Genomic DNA, 19,841 nt, shown 5'->3' with positions numbered 1-19,841 from the left:
GGTTCGGCAATTTTTCCGGGAACTTTATCAACTTCAAGACGTTCTTGACGGGTTATTGGAAATTTCTACCAAGATGGGACGCGATGACTACCACGAGCGAAACTGAACGCTATCCACGGATAGCACTCATATCGACGCATGGCTATGTAGCCGCACACCCGCCGCTTGGCGCAGCCGACACCGGAGGACAGGTTGTCTATGTCCTCGAACTTGCAAAGAAACTCGGCCAGCTCGGCTATACCGTCGATCTTTACACCCGCCGCTTTGAGAACCAACCGGAAATCGATGAGGTGGACGATCGCGTCCGCGTCGTTCGCATTCCCTGCGGCGGGAAAGAGTTTATTCCGAAGGAATATCTCCACCGCCATCTGCTGGAATGGTGCGAGAACGCGCTGCGCTTCATCAAAAAAAACGACCTCTCCTATTCCTTCATCAACAGCCACTACTGGGACGCCGGTGTCGCGGGACAGCGGCTTTCCGAAGCGCTGAAGATTCCCCACCTTCATACGCCCCATTCGCTGGGTATCTGGAAAAAACGCCAGATGGAAACCGACTATCCGGAAAAGGCCGACACGTTCGAACTGGAGTTCAATTTCAAGGAACGCATCCAGCACGAACTGATCATCTATCGCAGCTGCGACATGGTGATTGCGACGACGCCGGTGCAGCTCGATGTGCTGCTCGAAGATTATGGACTGAAGCGCAAGCAGGTCCATATGATCCCGCCGGGATATGACGACAATCGCTTTTTCCCCGTGTCGGAAGCCTCGCGGCAGATGCTGCGTCAGCGTTTCGGCTTCGAAGGCAAGACCGTTCTGGCGCTTGGTCGTTTGGCCACCAATAAGGGCTATGATCTTCTGATCGATGGCTTCTCCGTGCTGGCCGAGCGCGAGCCCGAAGCACGTCTGCATCTTGCCGTCGGCGGCGAGAATATGGACCAGCAGGAGACAACGATCCTCAACCAGCTGAAAGAGCGGGTGAGCGAGTTGGGTCTGGAAGACAAGGTGGTCTTCTCCGGTTATGTCTCGGATGAGGATTTGCCGGATATCTACCGCGCTGCCGATCTCTTTGTCCTGTCCAGCCGTTACGAGCCCTTCGGCATGACGGCGATCGAGGCGATGGCAAGCGGCACGCCGACCGTGGTGACCATCCATGGCGGCCTCTTCCGAGCCGTTAGCTATGGGCGCCATGCGTTGTTTGCCGATCCTTTCGACAAGGAAGATCTTGGCATCACCATGATGAAGCCGTTCAAGCACGAGCGTCTCTACGGCCGCCTGTCGCGTATGGGAGCCCACAAGGCCCGCAGCCTGTTTACCTGGACGGGTATCGCGCAGCAGCTTCTGTCTGTGGTCGAAGGCCGCACGATGATGCCCGTTCTGGAGGAATCCGATTGGGCCGAACCATGGAATGACGGCGATTGAAACCCGTTCGCCTCTTTTCCACTGACTTGGATGGCACCGTCGTCGGCAATCATGAGGCGACGGCGCGCTTTCGCGATTTCTGGCACGCGCTACCGAAAGAGACACGCCCGCTCTTGGTCTTCAACAGCGGGCGACTGATCGACGATCAGCTCGAACTCCTGGACTCTGTGCCTCTGCCTCGCCCGGATTATATCATCGGCGGGGTGGGCACCATGTTGTCACGCCAGGACGAGCCGAGGCTTTCGCAAGCCTATACCTCGCAGCTTGGCGCGGCGTTTGACGCCGACAAGATCGCGTCGGTGATGAAAGATGTTCCGGGCATCAGTCTACAGCCCGACCGATACCAGCATGGGCTGAAATCCAGCTGGTATCTGCACGATGCCGATGACGACATGCTGGCAGACATCGAGCGGCGGCTCAACGACAATGGTGTTGCCGCGCGGATCGTCTATTCCAGCGCACGGGATCTCGATGTCCTTCCCCGCGCCGCGGACAAGGGAGCGGCGATTCGCTGGCTCTGCGATCACCTTGGCATCGGGCTCGATGAAACCGTGGTAGCGGGCGATACCGGCAACGATCGGGCCATGTTCGAACTGCCAGGCGTGCGGGGCGTGGTCGTCGCCAATGCGCTTGAAGAGCTGAAATCTTTTGCCGCCGGTAAACATAATATGATCATCACGCTCAAAGAAGAAGCAGACGGCGTTACAACGGGGCTGAAGCACTGGATTTCTTCTTCCGAGACCCAAAAATAGCCCAGAAATATTGGTGCAAGAGTGGGACATCTGCATTGACCCACTCTCTTCATAAGCAGACAATGAAATTCGCCGAACGCTTCGTGGTTCGGGCCTTTGCACACTTCTACCCTGAAAGGAATACCCCGCGTTGAACCTTCTGAGCCGTCTGGCCCAAGACGTCGGCCTGATGCTGCGCCGTCCCCCTCGACAGCAATATGGTGCCATATGCCACCGCCGTAACAAGAAGCACGGCGATGTTGAGGTATTGCTGCTTACCAGCCGGGACACCGGACGGTGGGTCATCCCGAAGGGGTGGCCAATGGAAGGCAAGAAGGCGTATGCGGTCGCAGAACGCGAGGCTTTCGAAGAGGCGGGTGTGCGGGGAACCGTGCAGAAGGAGCCCTTCGGCTTCTTCCACTATGAGAAAAAGCTGAAGAACGGGGTGAAGGTTACCTGCCTGGTGCAGGTTCACCTTCTGGAGGTCGCAGACCTCATCAAGAATTTTCCCGAACGGGAAAGCCGTAAGCTGGAATGGGTTTCGCCCGAGGAAGCGGAAAAGCGCGTCAACGAAATCGAGTTGAAGCAGCTTTTCGTCGCTTTCGGCAAGCATATGGCGAGGACCGCACCACCAGTGCCGCAAAAGGCCGCCAATTCTTAGATCATTCCCTTGTTTAATGGAAACGCTCTAATGACGACTTCGTGTCGCGAATACGCCAGCCAAGCGCTTTCAATGTCGCTATAAAGCGTTTCCATGACGCAATTTCCCGAAAACCGTAAAAAGCCGACACTCGACAAGGATCTCGACAAGATGACCCGCGTCGAGGAAGCAGTGAACCATCTCGGCCAGCGGTTCGTGGCGCCGGGTGCTGCACTCCTGTTCCTCGTGGTAACGGCTCTGGTCGCCAGTTCCTACGCCGGCGGGACGCCGGGCGCAGTTATCACGCTCGCCGCGGCCATCATCGGCGCCTATATGGCGATGAATATCGGTGCCAAGGACGTCGCCAATAATGTCGGGCCGGCTGTAGGCTCGAAGGCCCTGCCGCTGACGGCAGCACTCATCATCGCCGCGATCTGCGAGGTGTTCGGCGCTCTCATTACCGGCGGTAATGTTGTCGAGACGATTGCAAGCGGCATCGTTGACGTCAGGACGGTGCCTGATCCTCATGTCTTTGCCTGGGCCATGCTCGGCGCCATTCTGGCGGCGGCTCTTCTGGTCAATCTTTCCAATCTGCTCAAGGCGCCGATTTCCACCACGCACAGCATCGTCGGTGCGGTGGCAGGGGCAGGCACGGCCGCCTTCGGCGTCGGTGCGGTGGACTGGGCGTCACTCATTGGCATTGCGCTGACATGGGTACTAACGCCGTTCATCAGCGCCTTCTTCGCGGTCGCCCTGCTCGCCTTCATCAACCAAGTCATCATCGACCGCGACGACAAAATCGACGCCGCCCGCAAGTGGGTGCCAGTGCTGCTTGGCGTGATGGCCGGTGTCATGACCGCCTATCTCATGCGTTTTGGCTTGCATCGGGTGATCGATGTGCCGAGCGGCGTTTCCCTGGCAACCGGCCTGGCCGTCGGTCTCATCGGCTGGCGCCTCTGTATCCCGCTGATCCGCAATCAGTCCGAGGGTCTGGAAAATCGCAACCAGTCGCTTCGCACGCTGTTCCAGTGGCCCCTGATTTTTGCAGCAGCACTCATGTCTTTCGGCCACGGCGCCAATGACGTGTCCAATGCGATCGGCCCCGTCGTTGCCATCGTCAGGGCCGATTATGGCAACCTCAACGATGTGTTCGCGCCGGCGCCGCAATGGGTGATGCTGATCGGCGCATTTGGCCTGTCTTGCGGCATCCTGCTGTTCGGGCCGCGCCTGATCCGGCTCGTCGGCGAACAGATCACCAAGCTCAACCCGATGCGTGGCTTTTGCGTTTCCACCTCAACGGCGCTCACCGTCCTCACCGCCTCGCATTTCGGCATGCCGGTCAGCACCACCCACACCGCGATCGGCGCCGTCTTCGGTGTCGGCTTCTTCCGCGAATGGTATACGGCACAGGGCCGAAAGCAGCAGGAGGCTCTGCGTAAGAGCCTTGCGCCGGTCGATCCTTCAACTGACGAGCCGGACGAAAATGCTTCTGAGACGCGGCGGCGCTATCTCGTGCGCCGGTCGCACTTTATGACGATCATCGCGGCCTGGATCATCACGCTTCCGGCAAGTGCTGCACTTGCCGCCGCGCTCTACGCAATTATCCATCTTCTGTTTATATGAGCGGACAGATCATCAACGTATCGAAGTACTGACATGCGTGCCAATTTCAGAATGCAGCGGCTTTACGTCAGCCAGTCCTTGCGGGCGGGAGAGAGTATCGAGGCCGATAGCGACCAGTTCAACTATCTGGCCAATGTGCTGCGCATGGGCGACGGCGCGGAAATCCTGCTCTTCAACGGGCGCGACGGCGAATGGAAGGCGAAGCTCTCTTTCCCAACGCGCAAGAAGATCATGCTTGTTCCGCTGGAGGAGACGCGGCCCCAACCGGAAAAGCCGGACCTGCACTATATATTCGCGCCACTGAAGACCGGGCGCCTGGATTATCTGGTGCAGAAGGCGGTGGAAATGGGCGCCGGCGTTCTTCGCCCTGTTCTGACCCAGCATATTCAGGGCAAGATCACCAATCTCGACAAACTACGGGCCAATGTCATCGAGGCTGCGGAACAATGCGGTATTCTCGCCGTTCCGCATGTCGAGGAACCCGTGCGGCTGAAGGATCTGATGGAAGACTGGTCGCCTTCACGCCGGATCATCTACTGCGACGAAGGCGATGCCGGGCAAAATCCCTTGCCTGCCCTTCGCGAGATCAAGGAAAAGCAACTGGCGCTTCTCGTCGGACCAGAGGGCGGCTTTTCGGAGGAGGAACGACAGTTGCTGCGCAGCAAGGCCTTTGTGACGCCAATCCCCTTGGGACCGCGCATCTTGCGGGCCGATACGGCAGCGGTCGCAGCACTTGCGGTCATTCAGGCAAGTATCGGCGACTGGAAATAATTGAGCGGTTGATGTCGCGCTCGCGCAAATTCGCAGCATGAGTTCATGCTTAAAAGAAATTCATTTGCTTGCGCAGGCACGGCACCCTATCAGCGATGGCAATATCGCTGCGCAGGCAGCAAAGACAACAAGGTAATTTCATGGCCCGCGACACGACCGACCAGACGCCAATTTCCTCCGTGCAGGAACTGACAGATTATCTGGCCGGAGGCTGCAAGCCTAAAGACAAGTTCAGGATCGGCACGGAGCACGAGAAATTCGCCTTCTTCCGTGAGGGCAATAAGCCGGTTCCCTATTTCGGTGATGCCAGCATTTCGGCGCTGCTGAAGGGCATGCAGGAAAAGCTCGGCTGGGAGCCGATCATGGACGGCGACAATATCATCGGCCTTAGCGAGCCGAGCGGTATGGGCGCGATTTCCATCGAGCCCGGCGGCCAGTTCGAGCTTTCCGGCGCCCCTTTGGAAAACCTGCATGAAACCTGCCGGGAATCCAACCAGCATCTGGCGACGCTGCGCGACATTGCTGAGCCGATGGGCATTCGTTTTCTCGGCATTGGCGGAAGCCCGCTCTGGACGCTTGAAGAAACGCCGCGAATGCCGAAGTCGCGCTATGCGATCATGAGCAACTACATGCCCAAGGTCGGCACCAAGGGCCTGGACATGATGTACCGGACCTGCACCATTCAGGTTAATCTGGACTTTTCTTCCGAAGAAGACATGCGACGCAAGATGCGCGTTTCCATGAAACTGCAGCCGCTTGCGACCGCTCTTTTTGCGTCCTCACCCTTTACCGAAGGCAAGCCGAACGGGCTTCTCTCCTGGCGCGGCGATATCTGGCGCGATACCGACAATCAGCGCTCCGGCGTTCTTCCCTTCACGTTCAAGCCGGATTTCGGCTTCAAGGATTATGTCGAGTGGGCGCTCGACGTGCCGATGTATTTCATCGTGCGCGACGGCAAGTATCGCGACTGTACCAACATTACCTTCCGCCAGTTCATGGCCGGCGCCTTGAAGGGCGAGATCGCCGAATGGGAACCCAATCTCGGTGACTGGACCAACCACCTGTCAACGCTTTTCCCCGATGTGCGCCTCAAGCGTTTTCTGGAAATGCGCGGTGCCGACGGCGGCCCATGGCGGCGCATCTGTGCGCTGCCGGCCTTCTGGGTCGGTCTCCTCTATGACGACGAGGCGCTGGCCGCAGCCGACCAGTTCACCGCAGACTGGCAGGTGGACGATGTGATCGGACTTCGCAATGCCGTGCCGATGGAAGGTCTCAAGGCGATGATTGCCGGGCGTGATCTCCTGGACGTTGCGCGCGATGTGGTGGCGATTTCGCGCAAGGGCCTGCAAAACCGGACGCGTCTGAACCGTGAAGGACAGGATGAGAGCGTATTCCTCTCGCCCTTGGAAGAGGTTCTTGCCAAGAAGTCGACGCTCGCTGACGATCTTCTGGCGCTCTATCATGGCCGCTGGCAGCAGTCGGTTCTGCCCGTCTTTGAAGAGTATCAGTATTGATAGCGCTGCCCCTGGCGGCCAGAGGCAGCAGCCCCGGCTTTACGGTCTGAACGCAAAAAAGCCCGGTGCGGCTTGAGCCTGACACCGGGCAAAGGCAGGGCTATTGGCAATCACCCTGCGGGGAAACTTGACGCTGGGTCTAAACCCGGCGTTTGGAAATCAGCGGCGGCGAATGCGCGTGAAGCGGGAGCTCGCGCGCATCTTGGCGGCGCGCGCCAATTGCAGGGTTGGATCGTCCAGCAGGCCGATCTCAAGCGCTTTCGTCACATCGCTGCGCACCAGTCCGATATCGGCCAGCTGTTGATCGGTCATCTCCGTCAGCTTGTTAACGGCCAGACGGTTCATGATGGAACGCGCGAGTTTCGCCACACGATTGATAGCCATGGTCCAGCGCGTCTCTAGCGAGATGGCGGGGGCTATAATCTGCAATTCCATTTTCCGTTCTGCCGTGCGCATGACACTGTCCTTCCTTTGAGGCACGTGAAGATATCGCTTCGCGCTTTCGCACGAAGAGTGGTGAGGTTGAGGCCGCAGCGGGTAAGCGTCGGCGGGTTGATCGGATGTCTTGAGCGTCAAAATGTCGCAAGACTATTGATCAGTCCAACGAATGTTTCTAATGTCAGATATCAATTGCTCTTATGGATGATCTATCATGTCCGCTCCGCTCGATATCGATCAGCTTCACACCTTCATCGCCATCGTCGATACGGGCAGCTTTACCAAGGCGGCCGACCGGGTGTTCAAGACGCAGTCGGCGGTCTCCATGCAGATGCGCAGGCTGGAAGAGCGGCTCGGCAAGCAGCTTTTCGCCAAGGACGGACGCGGAAACAGGCTGACCGCTGAAGGCGAGAAGCTGATGCATTATGCCCGCCGGATCATTCGCCTCAACAACGAGGCGGTCGCAGCCTTCGACGACAACCGGCTGGAAGGCACGCTTCGCATCGGCACGCCGGACGATTATGCCGACCGCTATATGCCAGAGATCATCGGGCGCTTTGCCAAGACCCATCCCAATGTCGAGCTCTATATCGTCTGCGAGCCGTCGATCAGCCTTGCCGAAAAGATGGCACGCGGCGAACTCGATATCGCGCTCGTGACGCACAACCCACGGACGCGCGTGTCGGATATCGTCCGCACCGAGCCACTCTGCTGGGTCACCTCGGCAAACCATCCACTGCGTGACGATGCGCCCGTGCCGCTTGCCGTCGGGCGACGCGACTGCCACTGGCGGCAGCTTGCCTGCTCGGCTCTCGATGCCGACGGACGCGACTATCAGGTCCTTTTCACCAGCTGGTCTTCGACCGTGATCGCTGCTGCAGTTCTTGCCGGAATGGCCGTGTCGGTTCTCCCGGAATCGACGCTTCGGACCGGCATGCGGGTTCTGACCTCTGCCGATGGCTTTCCGCCTCTGCCGCCGGTACAGATCGGCTTGATGAAGCGTCCGGGCCTGTCGCCCTCGCTGGTCAATGCCATCACCGATCATATTACCGCCTGCCTCGACAACATCACACTGGGTCCTGTCCCGGAGGATATGGACTCGCGGGTGAAGATGCTGCCTGGCATGCAGAAGCTCAAAGCCAACTATATCGCGCCGGGCTGGTAATTTCGCTCTGCCCGTCCTCGTTCAATAGTTTGATCTTTCCGTAAGAAGCGCAGGGTGATAGGAAAAACCTATCATGCTCACACTTCGACAGATGCGATATTTCGACGCCTTGGCGCGCACCCTGCACTTCGGCAAGGCTGCGGCGGAGGCGCATATTAGTCAGCCGGCACTTTCCGTACAAATCATGGACATGGAAGAGCATCTCGGCGTCAAGCTGGTGGAACGCGGCCGCGGTGACATCACCATCACGCCGAAGGGCGAGGAGGTGCTGCAGCATGTGCGGACCATTCTTCTGGAGGTGGAACGGCTGGAAGACGCCGCGCGCAAGACCTCAGGCGCGCTGGAAGGGCTGGTGCGGATCGGGATCATTCCAACCATCGCGCCCTATCTCGTTCCCAAGCTCGTGCCGCACCTGCGCGCCCATCACGCTCTGGTCGAGATCGAGCTGAAGGAAACCGTCACCGACCGTCTTCTCTCGGATCTCGCGGCACGCAAGCTGGATGCGGTAATTGCTGCCATCCCAGTGGTCGGCGAAGGGTTGGAGACCTGCCACCTTTTCACCGATCGCTTCTTCATGGCGACCGCAAAGAGCGACGACAAGGTGCTCGTCTCTCCCGTCAATGAAGGCCAGGTTGACATGGACCGGCTGCTCCTTCTTGAGGAAGGCCACTGCCTTCGCGATCAGGCCCTGGCGGTCTGCGATGCGGCGGGCAAGCGCAGCCTTGTCAATTACGGCGCAACCTCGATGGCGACGCTGCTGCAGATGGTGTCCCATGACATGGGAATGACGCTAATCCCGGAGATTGCCATTCCGACCGAGACGATGCGCAATAATCTTCGCATCGTTCCTTTCGCCGATCCGGCCCCTGCACGAGAGATCGGTCTCGTCTGGCGCATGGCCAGCGGCCGTAAAGGCGACATCGCCGCCCTTGCGGATGCCATCCGGCAGTGCATCCGCTAGAGCGCCGTGCGTCCTATTCCAGCGCGAGCCAGATGAAGAGCCAGCCCCACATCAAGACGAGAGCGACAAAGCCGGTAATGAAGGCCGGGCCGCGGTAGCGCAGACGGTTGCTGGTGACGTGAATGTAGGAATGGAAGACCCGCGACAGAACGAAAATCCAGCCGAGCACGACGGTGACGATATTGTCCGCATCGGTGATGTAGAGCAGCAGACATGCCGCGTGGAAGAGCATCGGCAGTTCGAACTGGTTAGCGATGTTCTTGTTGACCAGCTTGCTCTCGGGCGCTTCTTCGCCAGCATCGCGGAAGCGGCGCACGGCGTCACCGTCGAGGAAGGTGAATTTCTTTCGGCGATACGCCAGCAGACCATAAAGCCAGAAGACGAGAAAGGCATGGGCAATCATTGGCCAGAACATTGCGCTCGTCGTGGACATGCGGCGTTTCTCCTTCTTACAAAAAGACGCTCCCCGAACCGGGTTCGGAGAGCGTGAGATCATCTTTATCGTCTATTCGCAGGAAACGGAATATCAAACAGCGCCGGGATAGTTCGGGCTCTCGCGGGTAATCGTCACGTCGTGGGCGTGGCTTTCACGCAGGCCTGCACCTGAGATGCGCACGAACGTCGCGCGTTCCTGGAAGTCCTTGATCGTTCCACCGCCGACGTAACCCATGGCCGCCTTCAGACCGCCGGCAAGCTGATGCAACACGCCGGAGACCGGGCCCTTGTAAGGAACCTGGCCTTCGATGCCTTCCGGGACGAGCTTCAGCGTATCGCGCACTTCGGCCTGGAAGTAACGGTCTGCCGAGCCGCGGGCCATGGCGCCAACCGAGCCCATGCCACGATAGGCCTTGAAGGAGCGGCCCTGATAGAGGAACACTTCGCCTGGGCTTTCATCCGTACCGGCCAGCAGCGAGCCGATCATTACGGCGGATGCGCCAGCAGCGATTGCCTTGGCAAGGTCGCCGGAGAACTTGATGCCGCCATCGGCAATGACGGGGATATCTGCCGCCTGCGCCGCTTCGACAGCGGACATGATGGCGGCAAGCTGCGGAACGCCGACACCGGCGACGATGCGCGTGGTGCAGATCGAGCCCGGGCCGATACCGACCTTGACGGCATCCGCACCGGCGTCGATCAGTGCCTTGGTGCCCGTCGACGTCGCGACGTTACCGGCAACGACGCGAACCGAATTCGACATCTTCTTGACGTGGCTTACCGCATCGAGAACACGCTGCGAATGACCGTGTGCAGTGTCGACGACCAGAACGTCAACACCCACCGCAATCAGACGCTCGGCGCGCTCGATGGCATCGTCGCCCACGCTGATCGCGGCAGCGGCACGCAAGCGGCCCTGCGCATCCTTCGTGGCGTTCGGGTTCAGCTGCGACTTCTCAATGTCCTTGACGGTGATGAGGCCGACACAGTTGCCCTTGCCATCAACGACCAGCAGCTTCTCGATGCGGTGCTTATGCAGAAGATGGCGGGCTTCCTGCTGATCGACGCTGCTTTCCTTGACAGTGACGAGGTTTTCGCGCGTCATCAGCTCATAGATTTTCTGGCCCGGATCGGAGGCAAAACGCACGTCGCGGTTGGTCAGAATGCCGACGAGACGGCCAACCTTGTGCCCGCCGCTGCCACCGTTTTCGACGACCGGAATACCGGAAATGCCGTGCGCCTTCATCAGTGACTGGGCTTCGGCCAGTGTTGCATCCGGGCCAATCGTGACCGGGTTGACGACCATGCCGCTTTCGAACTTCTTGACCTGGCGAACCTCTTCGGCCTGCTCGACCGGCGTCAGGTTGCGGTGAATGACGCCGATGCCGCCGGCCTGCGCCATGGCAATTGCCAGACGGCTTTCGGTCACGGTGTCCATTGCCGAAGAGAGAATGGGAAGGTTGAGCTCGATATCATGCGCGATACGTGTCGCGATGTTCGTCTGGCCGGGCATGACTTCAGAATGCCCCGGCTGGAGGAGCACGTCGTCGAACGTCAGCGCGTCGAGACCAGTGGGAGTTTCAATGATGCGTGCCATGGCCAAATTCCTTCATTATGAAATGCATGGCCGATCCGGAACGAATGTTCACCCCGGCGGTCCTGCAAAGGATTGCTTGGAAGTTGGCGAGGGCTGGTAACACGGTTATGACGGGAAGGGAATAGAAAAAACCCGGAATGCTGTGCAATGCACCATAGAGCGACGAGCCGCGATGGTGTCGCCGCGGCTCGAACTGCTTTGGATCATCGATTACGGGTCAGATATCGAACTGGTAGGACTTCGGCACAAACCTGTATCCAGTATCGAGTTTTTCCGCGTAACCGACAGATGGGAACGGCATGTGGTAGCCGAGGAAGGCGACGCGGTCTGTCGCGACCATGTCGAAAACCTTCTTGCGCGTCGCGGCAGCCGCCGACTTGTCCATATCGAAGCGTACCTCCCACTCTGGACGCTGCAGCGACAGCACGAAGTGGTTTGCGGTATCGGCGGTCAGGATCAGCCGCTTGCTGCTGGACTCGACATTGAAGATCATGTGACCCGGAGAGTGACCGAAGGCGGCAATCGCACTGATGCCAGGCACGACATCAGCACCATCACCGATGAAGGTCGCCTTTTCCGCCAATGGCTTCACATTGGCAAGCACCGCCTTATGACCATTTTCGGCAGGCGTGCCGACACGCTTTTCGTCGGTCCAGAAGTCGTATTCTTTCTGGCCGAAGACGTAGCGTGCCTTCGGGAAGGCTGGCTTGCCCTTCTCCATCAGGCCGCCAATATGGTCGCCATGCATATGGGTCAGAACCACAACGGTTACGTCTTCCGGCGTATAACCGGCCGCGGCCAGTCCTTCGAGGAGCCGTCCATTGCCGGATTCACGTCCCTGCTCGCCAAAGCCGGTGTCGAACAACACGAGGTCGGACCCGGTATTGATCAAGGCGGGCGAGAAGCTGTTGACGAATTGATCCGTCGGCAAAAAGTTCTTCTGCAGCAGCTCGCCGACGGCTTCCGGACTTTGGTTCGTGCCGAAGGTTTCGCCGGGCTTGCCGGAAGGACGCGCACCGTCCTTGACGACCAGAACCTCAAAGTCTCCAAGCTTGAAACGATTGGTTTCGGGCGGCATTGCGTGGTTGATCTCCATGGACGTTTGGGGCTGGGTTGTCTGGGCACTTGCTGCGCCGCTGAGCACAAAGGGGGCCACTGCTCCGGCGCCTGCCGTGCCGAGCAGCACGCGCCGGCTGATGTTCATCCTGTCCGTCATGACTATCTCCACTTGTTAGGGTACCAAGGGGTTTAACGAGCATTTGCGGCATTCGGTTCATTAGCAGTTCCTCACAGCGTCGTGAGGAGGACAACGGTCCTTTTCTTGCCAAATGTTTAGTTGGCAAGTCATCGATGCGGGAGTAGTAAGTGGTCCGAACTTTGTCGATGCGGGGTGGGCCGCAGTCAAGCCATGAACAGAATCATTCCGCTTATCCTCGCCGTCGCCCTTTTCATGGAGCAGATGGACTCGACCGTAATCGCCACGGCTTTGCCGGCGATCGCGAGGGATCTGAATGTCGGCCCGATCACGCTGAAGCTCGCGCTGACCGCCTATATGGTGTCGCTTGCCATCTTCATTCCTATCAGCGGCTGGATGGCCGACAAGTTTGGTGCGAAGAAGATTTTCCGCTTTGCCATCGCGGTCTTCGTCATCGGCTCCATCTGCTGTGCGGTGTCCGGCTCTGTTGTGGAATTCGTCGTCTCGCGCTTCCTGCAGGGTGTGGGCGGCGCGATGATGACGCCCGTCGGGCGCCTCGTTCTATTGCGCACCACCAAGCGCACCGATCTCGTTTCGGCCATGGCGTTGCTGACCATTCCGGCGCTTGTGGGACCGCTGACCGGTCCACCCATCGGCGGCTTCATCACCACCTATTTTTCCTGGCACTGGATTTTCCTGATCAACGTCCCGATCGGCGTGATCGGCATCTGGCTTTCGACGATCTATCTTCCGGAGATCGAGACCACCAATCCACCGCCCATGGACTTTCTCGGCTTCATCCTGTCCGGCCTTGCCGCATCCGGCGTGGTGTTCGGCTTTTCGGTGGTCAGCCTGCCCGCTCTACCGCCCTATGTCGGCATTGCAGCGATTATCATCGGCTTCATCTGCGGCGCGCTTTACGTCCGCCACGCCAAAATCCACCCGGCGCCGATCCTGGATTTCAAGATTTTCCGGAACGCCACATTCCGCACTGCCTCCATCAGCGGAACCGTCTTTCGCATCTCGACGGGTGCTATTCCCTTCCTGATGCCATTGATGTTGCAGATCGGCTTTGGCCTCAACCCGTTCCAGTCGGGCATGATTACCTTTGCCGGGGCCATCGGCGCCATCACGACCAAGTTCATGGCGCGCCGTGTCTTTGCCGCGACCGGCTTCAAAGCGACTTTGATCAGTGCTGGCGTGGTCGGTGCCTGCACGACGGTCGTGAATAGTTTCTTTACGCCGCAGACGCCCTATTCGCTGATCATGATCTGCCTGGTGGTCGCCGGCTTTGCCCGCTCGTTCTTCTTCACCGGCACGAATGCCCTCAGCTACTCCGATATCGATGACCATCAGGCGAGCCAGGCCACATCCATGGCCTCCGTGCTGCAGCAGATCAGCCTGGCGCTCGGCGTCGCCTTCGCAGCGACAATTCTGGAAGTCAGCAGCTACTTTTCCGGCGGCCATCTCCAGCTTGCCGATTTCCATCTCGCCTTCGTGGTGGTGGCGCTGGTCTCGCTGTTTGCCACCCTGCCGCTGATTGCGATGGACAGGGGTGCCGGCGCCGAGGTTTCCGGCCACAGGAGCAAGGCCACACAGCCGGCTGAATGATCCTTTCCGTGGGTTCTATTCGTCGGGCGCTTCAGCCGGGGCTGCCTTGCGGCCCTTGAAGTGCTTCGCAAGCAGGAACATTTCCACTGATTCAGAGCGCGACGAGGCGGGCTTGATGTGAAGGACCTGCTTGAAGTTCTGCTTCAGCATGTCGAGCAACTGCTTCTCCGTGCCGCCCTGGAAGGTCTTGGCAAGGAAATGCCCGCCTTCCGCCAGAACCTGAACGGCGAAATCCGCCGCGACTTCGCACAGATGCATCGTGCGAATGTGGTCGGTCTTCTGGTGGCCGGTTGTGGGTGCCGCCATATCGGACAGAACGAGATCGGGCGTACCGCCAACAGCTTCCATCAGAAGATCAGGCGCGTTTGGATCGAGGAAGTCGAGCTGCAGGATTTTTACACCGGGGATCGGATCGAGCTCGAGGAAGTCGATCGCTGCGACGCGAATATCGTCTTCGGTCGAATCCGTCACCTTCGCGGCAATCTGCGACCAGCTGCCGGGAGCAGCACCCAGGTCGATGATGCGGCGTGCATCTTTGAGGATCTGGTGCTTGTCGTTGATTTCCAGAAGCTTGAAGGCCGCACGGGCGCGGTAGCCTTCCAGCTTAGCGCGCTGCACGTATGGGTCGTTGATATGCCGCTCCAGCCACCGGCGGGACGATGCCTTCAGCTTCGTCTTCTTCACCTTCTGACCGATCTTGCGTCCGGTACGGTTGGTGCTCGTGGGCGCCTTGCTCATATCAACCCTTCCGCTCTGTTTTGCCCTGCGTCTGGGCACGGCGTATCTTGTTGCGGCGCCATGCGCCATCATCTGCCATCATATCGGTCAACAGGCCTTCACGCAGCCCACGATCTGCCACCCGCATGCGCCGTGCAGGCCAGCGCCTGCGGATCGCTTCCAGAATGGCGCAACCAGCAAGAACGAGGTCCGCACGATCCGGCCCAATGCAGGCATTGGCGGCGCGTCCGGCAAAATCCCAGGCGAGCAACTTGGTCTGCATGGCCGTGACCTCGGCATCCGACAGCCATAGCCCATCCACCTTGCGGCGATCGTAGCGCGGCAGATCGAGGTGGACACCGGCAAGCGTCGTCACCGTGCCGGAGGTGCCGATCAGATGAAAATCATCGAGTGTGGACTGGTCAGACAGTGGCGGGCAGTGGAATGCATCGAGCAGGCCTTCGACTTCCGTCACCATGGCCTCGAAAATCGCTGGCGTCACATCGCGACCGCCGTGGCGCTCCGAGAGCGTCACCACACCGACAGGAAGCGAGGTCCAATGGGTGATGTGGTTGGCAAGCCGGTTTGAGCGGTTTTCATTCAGCCGAATGACCGCGATTTCCGATGAGCCGCCGCCGATATCGAAGAGGACGACGGAGCGAGCTTCTCGTCCGACAAGCGACGAACAACCGGAGACGGCAAGGCGCGCTTCCGTCTCACGGCTAATGATTTCGAGATCAAGACCGGTCTCACGCGTCACGCGGGCAAGAAATTCTTCGCCGTTGGCAGCCGCGCGGCAGGCCTCGGTCGCGATCAGCCGCATGCGGCGAATGGGCCGTCCCGCAAGCTTTGCCGCGCAGACCTTCAGCGCTTCGACAGCACGATCCATCGCATCATCGGATAGTCGTCCGGTCGACACCAGTCCCTCGCCAAGGCGCACGATCCGCGAGAAGGCATCCACCACGCGGAATTGGCCCGGTCGCGTCGGCTGCGCTATCAGAAGGCGGCAATTGTTTGTACCAAGGTCGAGCGCCGCATACATATCGGAACTGGGCTCGAAAGCCTCCCGACCGGCGCCATGCCGCGAATGAGCAAAGCCTGCGGGCTCCACGACAACCGTTGCACCATTGGCTCCCTGGCCATTTTGCTTGGCGGCGGGTCGTGGCGCATGGCTTGGCACCAGTGGCCTGCCCTGCGGGTCGCGGTGCGGGCGCTTGCGATTGCGCGCTTTTCTTTTGCTGGATGGTTGCTGCTCAGGTCGCGCCGATAGGTCCGGCTTCTGAGCTTCTGCCGCAATGCCTGGAGGTGTTTTCTGAGCGCCCTGCCCGCCGGAACGCCTGCGGCGTTTGCGCTTACGCGGCTCTGCTCCAGGCTCGATACCGCCTGGGGGTGGAGGCTCCTGACGGGAGTCGGCAACAAGCAGTTGCGGCAAAGCAGGAGCGGAACGGTTCTTGCCGCCTCGCTTGCCCTTACCACGACGGGAACGCTTCGCCTTCCCTTTTTCTGCCACCGACGCCCCTGGTTCCGACGGCTTTACGCCGTTGCCGGGGTCAATCACTGTTTTTTCCATTCCGCCGCGCAAAGGCCTAAAGGCATGCCGCTGGCGTCCATAAGGTTACGTTGGCGTGACCTTACCAGTATGTGACATTCTAGCCAACCGATTTTTGGCCGCGCGAGAGATCGCGCCCTTCGTTTCGCGTTACGAATAAACAGTTCGCAGGTGCAAGGTCAATAGACACGGACATGCCATTGTTTTTCGTCGGTGTGCAGGAGGACTGATCTCAGTTCGGCACCATATTGCTTCCGCAGCCATGCAACCGTCCTCCGCTCCCAATCCCTTACTTCCGCCGCCTTTTTTGGATCGGCGCGGACCTCCTCGACCGTAAATGGATGCGAGGCGACGACCGTGTGCAGGGTCTTTTGTTTGGAATCGAGTTTCCGAAGCTTGCCATGCGCACCAGGGGTCATTGCCGACGCTGCAGCCGCATCGTGCATCCGGCGGACTTCATCTATGCCTACGCCGTAGACTACCGTCGGGGGCTTGGGATCGGCGATGTGGACAGACGCGGCGGGTTTGCGGGACGCCTCGTCGAAGATAAACTCCGTAGACCTGCCTTTGGCGTCACGCTTACGTGACCAAGATTCTAGAAGGATATGGTAGGCCATGATCGTGCCTCATCGTTTCAGAGGCACGATCATATAGTGAGAGATTTCGGCGTCGCGCTCCATGAGCCCGAAGCGCGGGTCGCGAGCCTTCTCTTCCATCGCGGCCAGCCAGTCGGCGCGACTCATCCCGTCGGGACGATATAGCTGAATGACCGGTCGCGGGAGACGCTTAAAACGCCCGCCACGATGTCCAGAAACGCGCCCGTTGACATATCTGCCAGTGCGGGAGATGACGCGCACGAGTGTTCCATGAAGCCATATGAGCGCAATTGAGCAAAGAACTGCGTCGGCTCGCGTTTGATCGTCAACGACGCGGGAGCGCCATCATTAAGGCGGACAAGCATGAAATAAATTGGAGGCCGTGGCATCCTAAGCACTCTAATGAATGACTTAGCATGGACCTAGATCTCACCGGCGGAATAGAAAGTTTGAGTGTAGTGACCGACTACAGTCATTCGCTGCGCTCATGACATCGGGTGCCTAGGTGGGCCCGTCACACTAATTGCACTCCAACAAGTTCCAGAGCTGCGCGCTCGACTCCCGGAATCAGTGCTGCGATGACCTCGTCCCCGTCCGGATAGCTTTCAAATATTATGTCTTTTTGACCCGCATGCACGACCGCGCAACGGACTTGGTAAACGAGGGCTGCGCCTACTTCCCACTGCGATCCATTCTCTAGCCCTTTACCCTTGACCTTTTTAAAAAGCGCAGCGGCAAAGCGATTGGTTTGCCGGAGTGGATAAAGTGCTGTCCGGCAGGCTACGAAGGCGTCTTGCTGTTGTTCCGCCAGGGCCCTGATTTGAGCCATCTCTGACTTCAATGCGTCAGCAGCCTCTTGAATAGAGCCACTCGGCTCCGCGTCGAACGACGCAAAAAGTTTCTCCTTCACCTGAGCGAGAAACAGAGCTTCTATCATTCGATAGAGTTCTAGGAACCTGAACTTTAGTGGAGACGTCCGAAACGAGTTTGCTAGGCAGCTGATGCACGTCTGGTTGAGGCGTTTCACTTGATCAGAAATTACTGCTTGGGTCGCCCCACCAAAAAGTAAACTTTCACCAACAAGTGGTTTCTCAACAACCCCAATGATCTCGCTGAACTTCTCCCAAGCAAGTCTTGGACCGAGCCTTACTTCCACGTTTCCTTGTAGCAAAGCTGAATGATCTTGGGCATCAGCACCAGCAGCGGCGCGGACTAGTGCTACCTCGAGGGCGGTGGCAAGCGCGCCTGTTTCATCTCCTGGAACACCGAAGAGCTCGGCCTCACCCGCTGTCTTGTGTGAGATTGACCAGTAAGCCTGACGCGTAAAGTTTCGAGGAAATAGATTCACTACGGGTGGCTCTACTTCTCCTCTGAGAATCTTAGTCGCTTCACCTGTGGCCTCAACACCTAGCTCGAAACGACCCAAACTTATCGGGCGGCTTGGATCAAGGTCATCAGCAGATTGTACTCCCAGAAGAGTTGCGAGTGTCATATGTCACATCATACTTGCAGATTGCGTCCAGCACTCGGTCATAGGACTCGTGCCATCCTGCATGATGTACTCGCGGACAGCCCTAAAAACTAATCCTCGAGTAGCTTCGCCCACGTTTGTCCGCTTGGTGTCTACCGCGCGACGAATTTGATCGAACGTCTCAACCCCTAGCGGATCGAAATCAGAACCGGATTCTGTATCTTTAACGAGCTTTTCCATGGACTTGGATAGCCGGTCCTGGAGCAAGTCGTTTTTATGGGCAAATCCGACCGCGGCAGCAAAACCCAGCACCACTGTGTCGTTCCCAAAAAATCGGTTTCTCTCATCACCAAGCGCCCGATCGAGTCGAAGCATCCAGTCTACAAACTGACGAAAACCGTCTCGCTGGTTGGCGTCATCTTCGGATAGATCAATCCCAAGAGAGTCCAGCGCCTCATCAACGACCATCGTTTCCACAACGAGGTTGGTCCTATCAACATTCGGGCTTCGCTGCATCCAAGCCTGAAATGCTTGAGCTAGGGTAGAAAGGTGGAATTGCCCAGGCTTCACCCGTCGCTTGTGGTCGCGCACCTTAATGATCTCAAGCCCGTTCAAGTCCTCCAAGTCCTTAGCAAGCCCTCCCGATAGAATATCGATCTGGTGCTTCATAGACATGGGTCGTTGCCCAGCGTTGAGTAGCAGCATACGATACGCAAGTGGGAAGAACGGAATGTTGATCCATATCTCGAGGCGCAACGACCGACGAAGATATGTATCTACTTCCTCTTCGGAGAGTTCAGCGAGCGTTTGGCGCAGAGCGTTCGTACGTTGAAGACCATCCACGATGTCCACATTCGCTGGCACCGTGTTAGCTATTGCAAACTCTAGGGCATCAAGGTCTTCCCTCGAAGCCTTGATAAATCCGGTGGCTGGATTGTACTTTTCCGTCACCGAAGCGTCAATTTCTCTAACGGCAAGCACAATTGTCGGTAGGATGCAGCCCATCCTCAGGTCAGCCCGGAGATTTTTGTAAGGCTTTGAACCTTTAATAATATCCCGCTGTATCTCGAGGTTATCTTCGGAGCCCTGAGTTTTTTCGAGATACCATTCATAGTCCGCACGCGCACTGACCATAAAGTTGTTGATGCGATTATCGTAATCAATGCCGACAACTTCAAACTGCATATAGCGGCCTCTGTTAAACCTTTGATGATTCCTTGAGAACGATGTCTGTAACAAAGTGCGTATGGCGTCAATATCGCGCGAGAACACAGTTTGGCTGGGGGGATACAGCGCGCATGTTCCGGAGAGGCTCTATAAGGAGTAAAAAGCTCCAACAAACCGCCTGGCGGCTGGGCGGTAAAAACCTCATCTCTTCGTAAGTCACTGTTTCTACAGACCTATCA

18 protein-coding genes are annotated in these 19,841 nt (G+C 58.3%); 9 read left to right on the top strand and 9 right to left on the bottom strand.

Features of this window, described 5'->3' with window-relative positions; all coding sequences use genetic code 11:
* Window positions 1-83: 83 nt before the first annotated feature.
* The 6 genes from ACTJKV_RS02475 to ACTJKV_RS02450 all read left to right on the top strand — a co-directional run bounded on the left by ACTJKV_RS02475 (window position 84) and on the right by ACTJKV_RS02450 (window position 6,700).
* A complete protein-coding gene (locus ACTJKV_RS02475) occupies window positions 84-1,421 on the top strand; it encodes a glycosyltransferase family 4 protein (protein ID WP_274100849.1) in 1,338 nt (445 codons plus the stop codon).
* The gene (locus ACTJKV_RS02470) at window positions 1,418-2,173 is read left to right on the top strand and encodes an HAD-IIB family hydrolase (RefSeq protein ID WP_062438670.1); all 756 of its coding nucleotides are present in this window, start codon (window positions 1,418-1,420) and stop codon (window positions 2,171-2,173) included. Before ACTJKV_RS02475 ends, ACTJKV_RS02470 begins: the two co-directional genes overlap by 4 nt.
* A 169-nt stretch (window positions 2,174-2,342) precedes the next feature.
* A complete protein-coding gene (locus ACTJKV_RS02465; RefSeq protein ID WP_062439064.1) occupies window positions 2,343-2,813 on the top strand; it encodes an NUDIX hydrolase in 471 nt (156 codons plus the stop codon).
* Between the two features lie 93 nt (window positions 2,814-2,906).
* A complete protein-coding gene (locus ACTJKV_RS02460) occupies window positions 2,907-4,415 on the top strand; it encodes an inorganic phosphate transporter (RefSeq protein ID WP_274100850.1) in 1,509 nt (502 codons plus the stop codon).
* Between the two features lie 33 nt (window positions 4,416-4,448).
* Entirely contained in the window at window positions 4,449-5,186 is a 738-nt protein-coding gene (locus ACTJKV_RS02455) for a 16S rRNA (uracil(1498)-N(3))-methyltransferase (protein ID WP_274100851.1), read from the top strand.
* A 140-nt stretch (window positions 5,187-5,326) separates the two neighbouring features.
* A complete protein-coding gene (locus tag ACTJKV_RS02450) occupies window positions 5,327-6,700 on the top strand; it encodes a glutamate--cysteine ligase (protein ID WP_274100852.1) in 1,374 nt (457 codons plus the stop codon).
* 159 nt (window positions 6,701-6,859) lie between these two features.
* On the opposite strand, the gene ACTJKV_RS02445 is transcribed toward ACTJKV_RS02450, so the two are convergent.
* The gene (locus tag ACTJKV_RS02445; RefSeq protein WP_274100853.1) at window positions 6,860-7,156 is read right to left on the bottom strand and encodes a DUF1127 domain-containing protein; all 297 of its coding nucleotides are present in this window, start codon (window positions 7,154-7,156) and stop codon (window positions 6,860-6,862) included.
* A gap of 196 nt (window positions 7,157-7,352) precedes the next feature.
* On the opposite strand from ACTJKV_RS02445, the gene ACTJKV_RS02440 reads away from it, so the two are divergent.
* Entirely contained in the window at window positions 7,353-8,303 is a 951-nt protein-coding gene (locus tag ACTJKV_RS02440) for a LysR substrate-binding domain-containing protein (protein WP_062426017.1), read from the top strand.
* Between the two features lie 73 nt (window positions 8,304-8,376).
* On the top strand, window positions 8,377-9,264 hold the full coding sequence (locus ACTJKV_RS02435) for a hydrogen peroxide-inducible genes activator (protein WP_116493190.1): 888 nt from the start codon (window positions 8,377-8,379) through the stop codon (window positions 9,262-9,264).
* 13 nt (window positions 9,265-9,277) lie between these two features.
* Here ACTJKV_RS02435 and ACTJKV_RS02430 read toward each other — a convergent pair whose 3' ends face one another.
* The 3 genes from ACTJKV_RS02430 to ACTJKV_RS02420 all read right to left on the bottom strand — a co-directional run bounded on the left by ACTJKV_RS02430 (window position 9,278) and on the right by ACTJKV_RS02420 (window position 12,512).
* Window positions 9,278-9,679, bottom strand: a complete 402-nt coding sequence (locus ACTJKV_RS02430; RefSeq protein ID WP_112956090.1) for an MAPEG family protein — start codon at window positions 9,677-9,679, stop codon at window positions 9,278-9,280.
* Window positions 9,680-9,790: 111 nt separating this feature from the next.
* Window positions 9,791-11,296, bottom strand: a complete 1,506-nt coding sequence (gene guaB / locus ACTJKV_RS02425; RefSeq protein WP_274100854.1) for an IMP dehydrogenase — start codon at window positions 11,294-11,296, stop codon at window positions 9,791-9,793.
* Window positions 11,297-11,513: 217 nt separating this feature from the next.
* Window positions 11,514-12,512, bottom strand: a complete 999-nt coding sequence (locus ACTJKV_RS02420) for an MBL fold metallo-hydrolase (protein WP_274100855.1) — start codon at window positions 12,510-12,512, stop codon at window positions 11,514-11,516.
* 192 nt (window positions 12,513-12,704) lie between these two features.
* On the opposite strand from ACTJKV_RS02420, the gene ACTJKV_RS02415 reads away from it, so the two are divergent.
* Window positions 12,705-14,102 (top strand): MDR family MFS transporter, encoded by a 1,398-nt coding sequence (locus ACTJKV_RS02415; protein ID WP_274100856.1) that lies wholly within the window; start codon window positions 12,705-12,707, stop codon window positions 14,100-14,102.
* Window positions 14,103-14,117: 15 nt separating this feature from the next.
* Here ACTJKV_RS02415 and ACTJKV_RS02410 read toward each other — a convergent pair whose 3' ends face one another.
* From ACTJKV_RS02410 to ACTJKV_RS02390, 5 genes are all read right to left on the bottom strand, one after another.
* The gene (locus tag ACTJKV_RS02410) at window positions 14,118-14,840 is read right to left on the bottom strand and encodes an RlmE family RNA methyltransferase (protein ID WP_062426022.1); all 723 of its coding nucleotides are present in this window, start codon (window positions 14,838-14,840) and stop codon (window positions 14,118-14,120) included.
* Window position 14,841: 1 nt separating this feature from the next.
* The gene (locus tag ACTJKV_RS02405) at window positions 14,842-16,389 is read right to left on the bottom strand and encodes a Ppx/GppA phosphatase family protein (protein WP_337993127.1); all 1,548 of its coding nucleotides are present in this window, start codon (window positions 16,387-16,389) and stop codon (window positions 14,842-14,844) included.
* Window positions 16,390-16,547: 158 nt separating this feature from the next.
* A complete protein-coding gene (locus tag ACTJKV_RS02400) occupies window positions 16,548-16,985 on the bottom strand; it encodes a hypothetical protein (RefSeq protein WP_274100858.1) in 438 nt (145 codons plus the stop codon).
* A gap of 493 nt (window positions 16,986-17,478) precedes the next feature.
* Entirely contained in the window at window positions 17,479-18,456 is a 978-nt protein-coding gene (locus ACTJKV_RS02395; RefSeq protein ID WP_274100859.1) for a hypothetical protein, read from the bottom strand.
* Window positions 18,457-18,459: 3 nt separating this feature from the next.
* Window positions 18,460-19,620, bottom strand: a complete 1,161-nt coding sequence (locus ACTJKV_RS02390) for a hypothetical protein (protein WP_274100860.1) — start codon at window positions 19,618-19,620, stop codon at window positions 18,460-18,462.
* Window positions 19,621-19,841: the final 221 nt, after the last annotated feature.

This window comes from Agrobacterium sp. 22117, assembly GCF_052045735.1.
In the GTDB taxonomy this organism is placed as follows: Bacteria; Pseudomonadota; Alphaproteobacteria; order Rhizobiales; family Rhizobiaceae; genus Agrobacterium; species Agrobacterium cavarae.
This window is presented reverse-complemented; position numbering and strand designations above follow the sequence as displayed.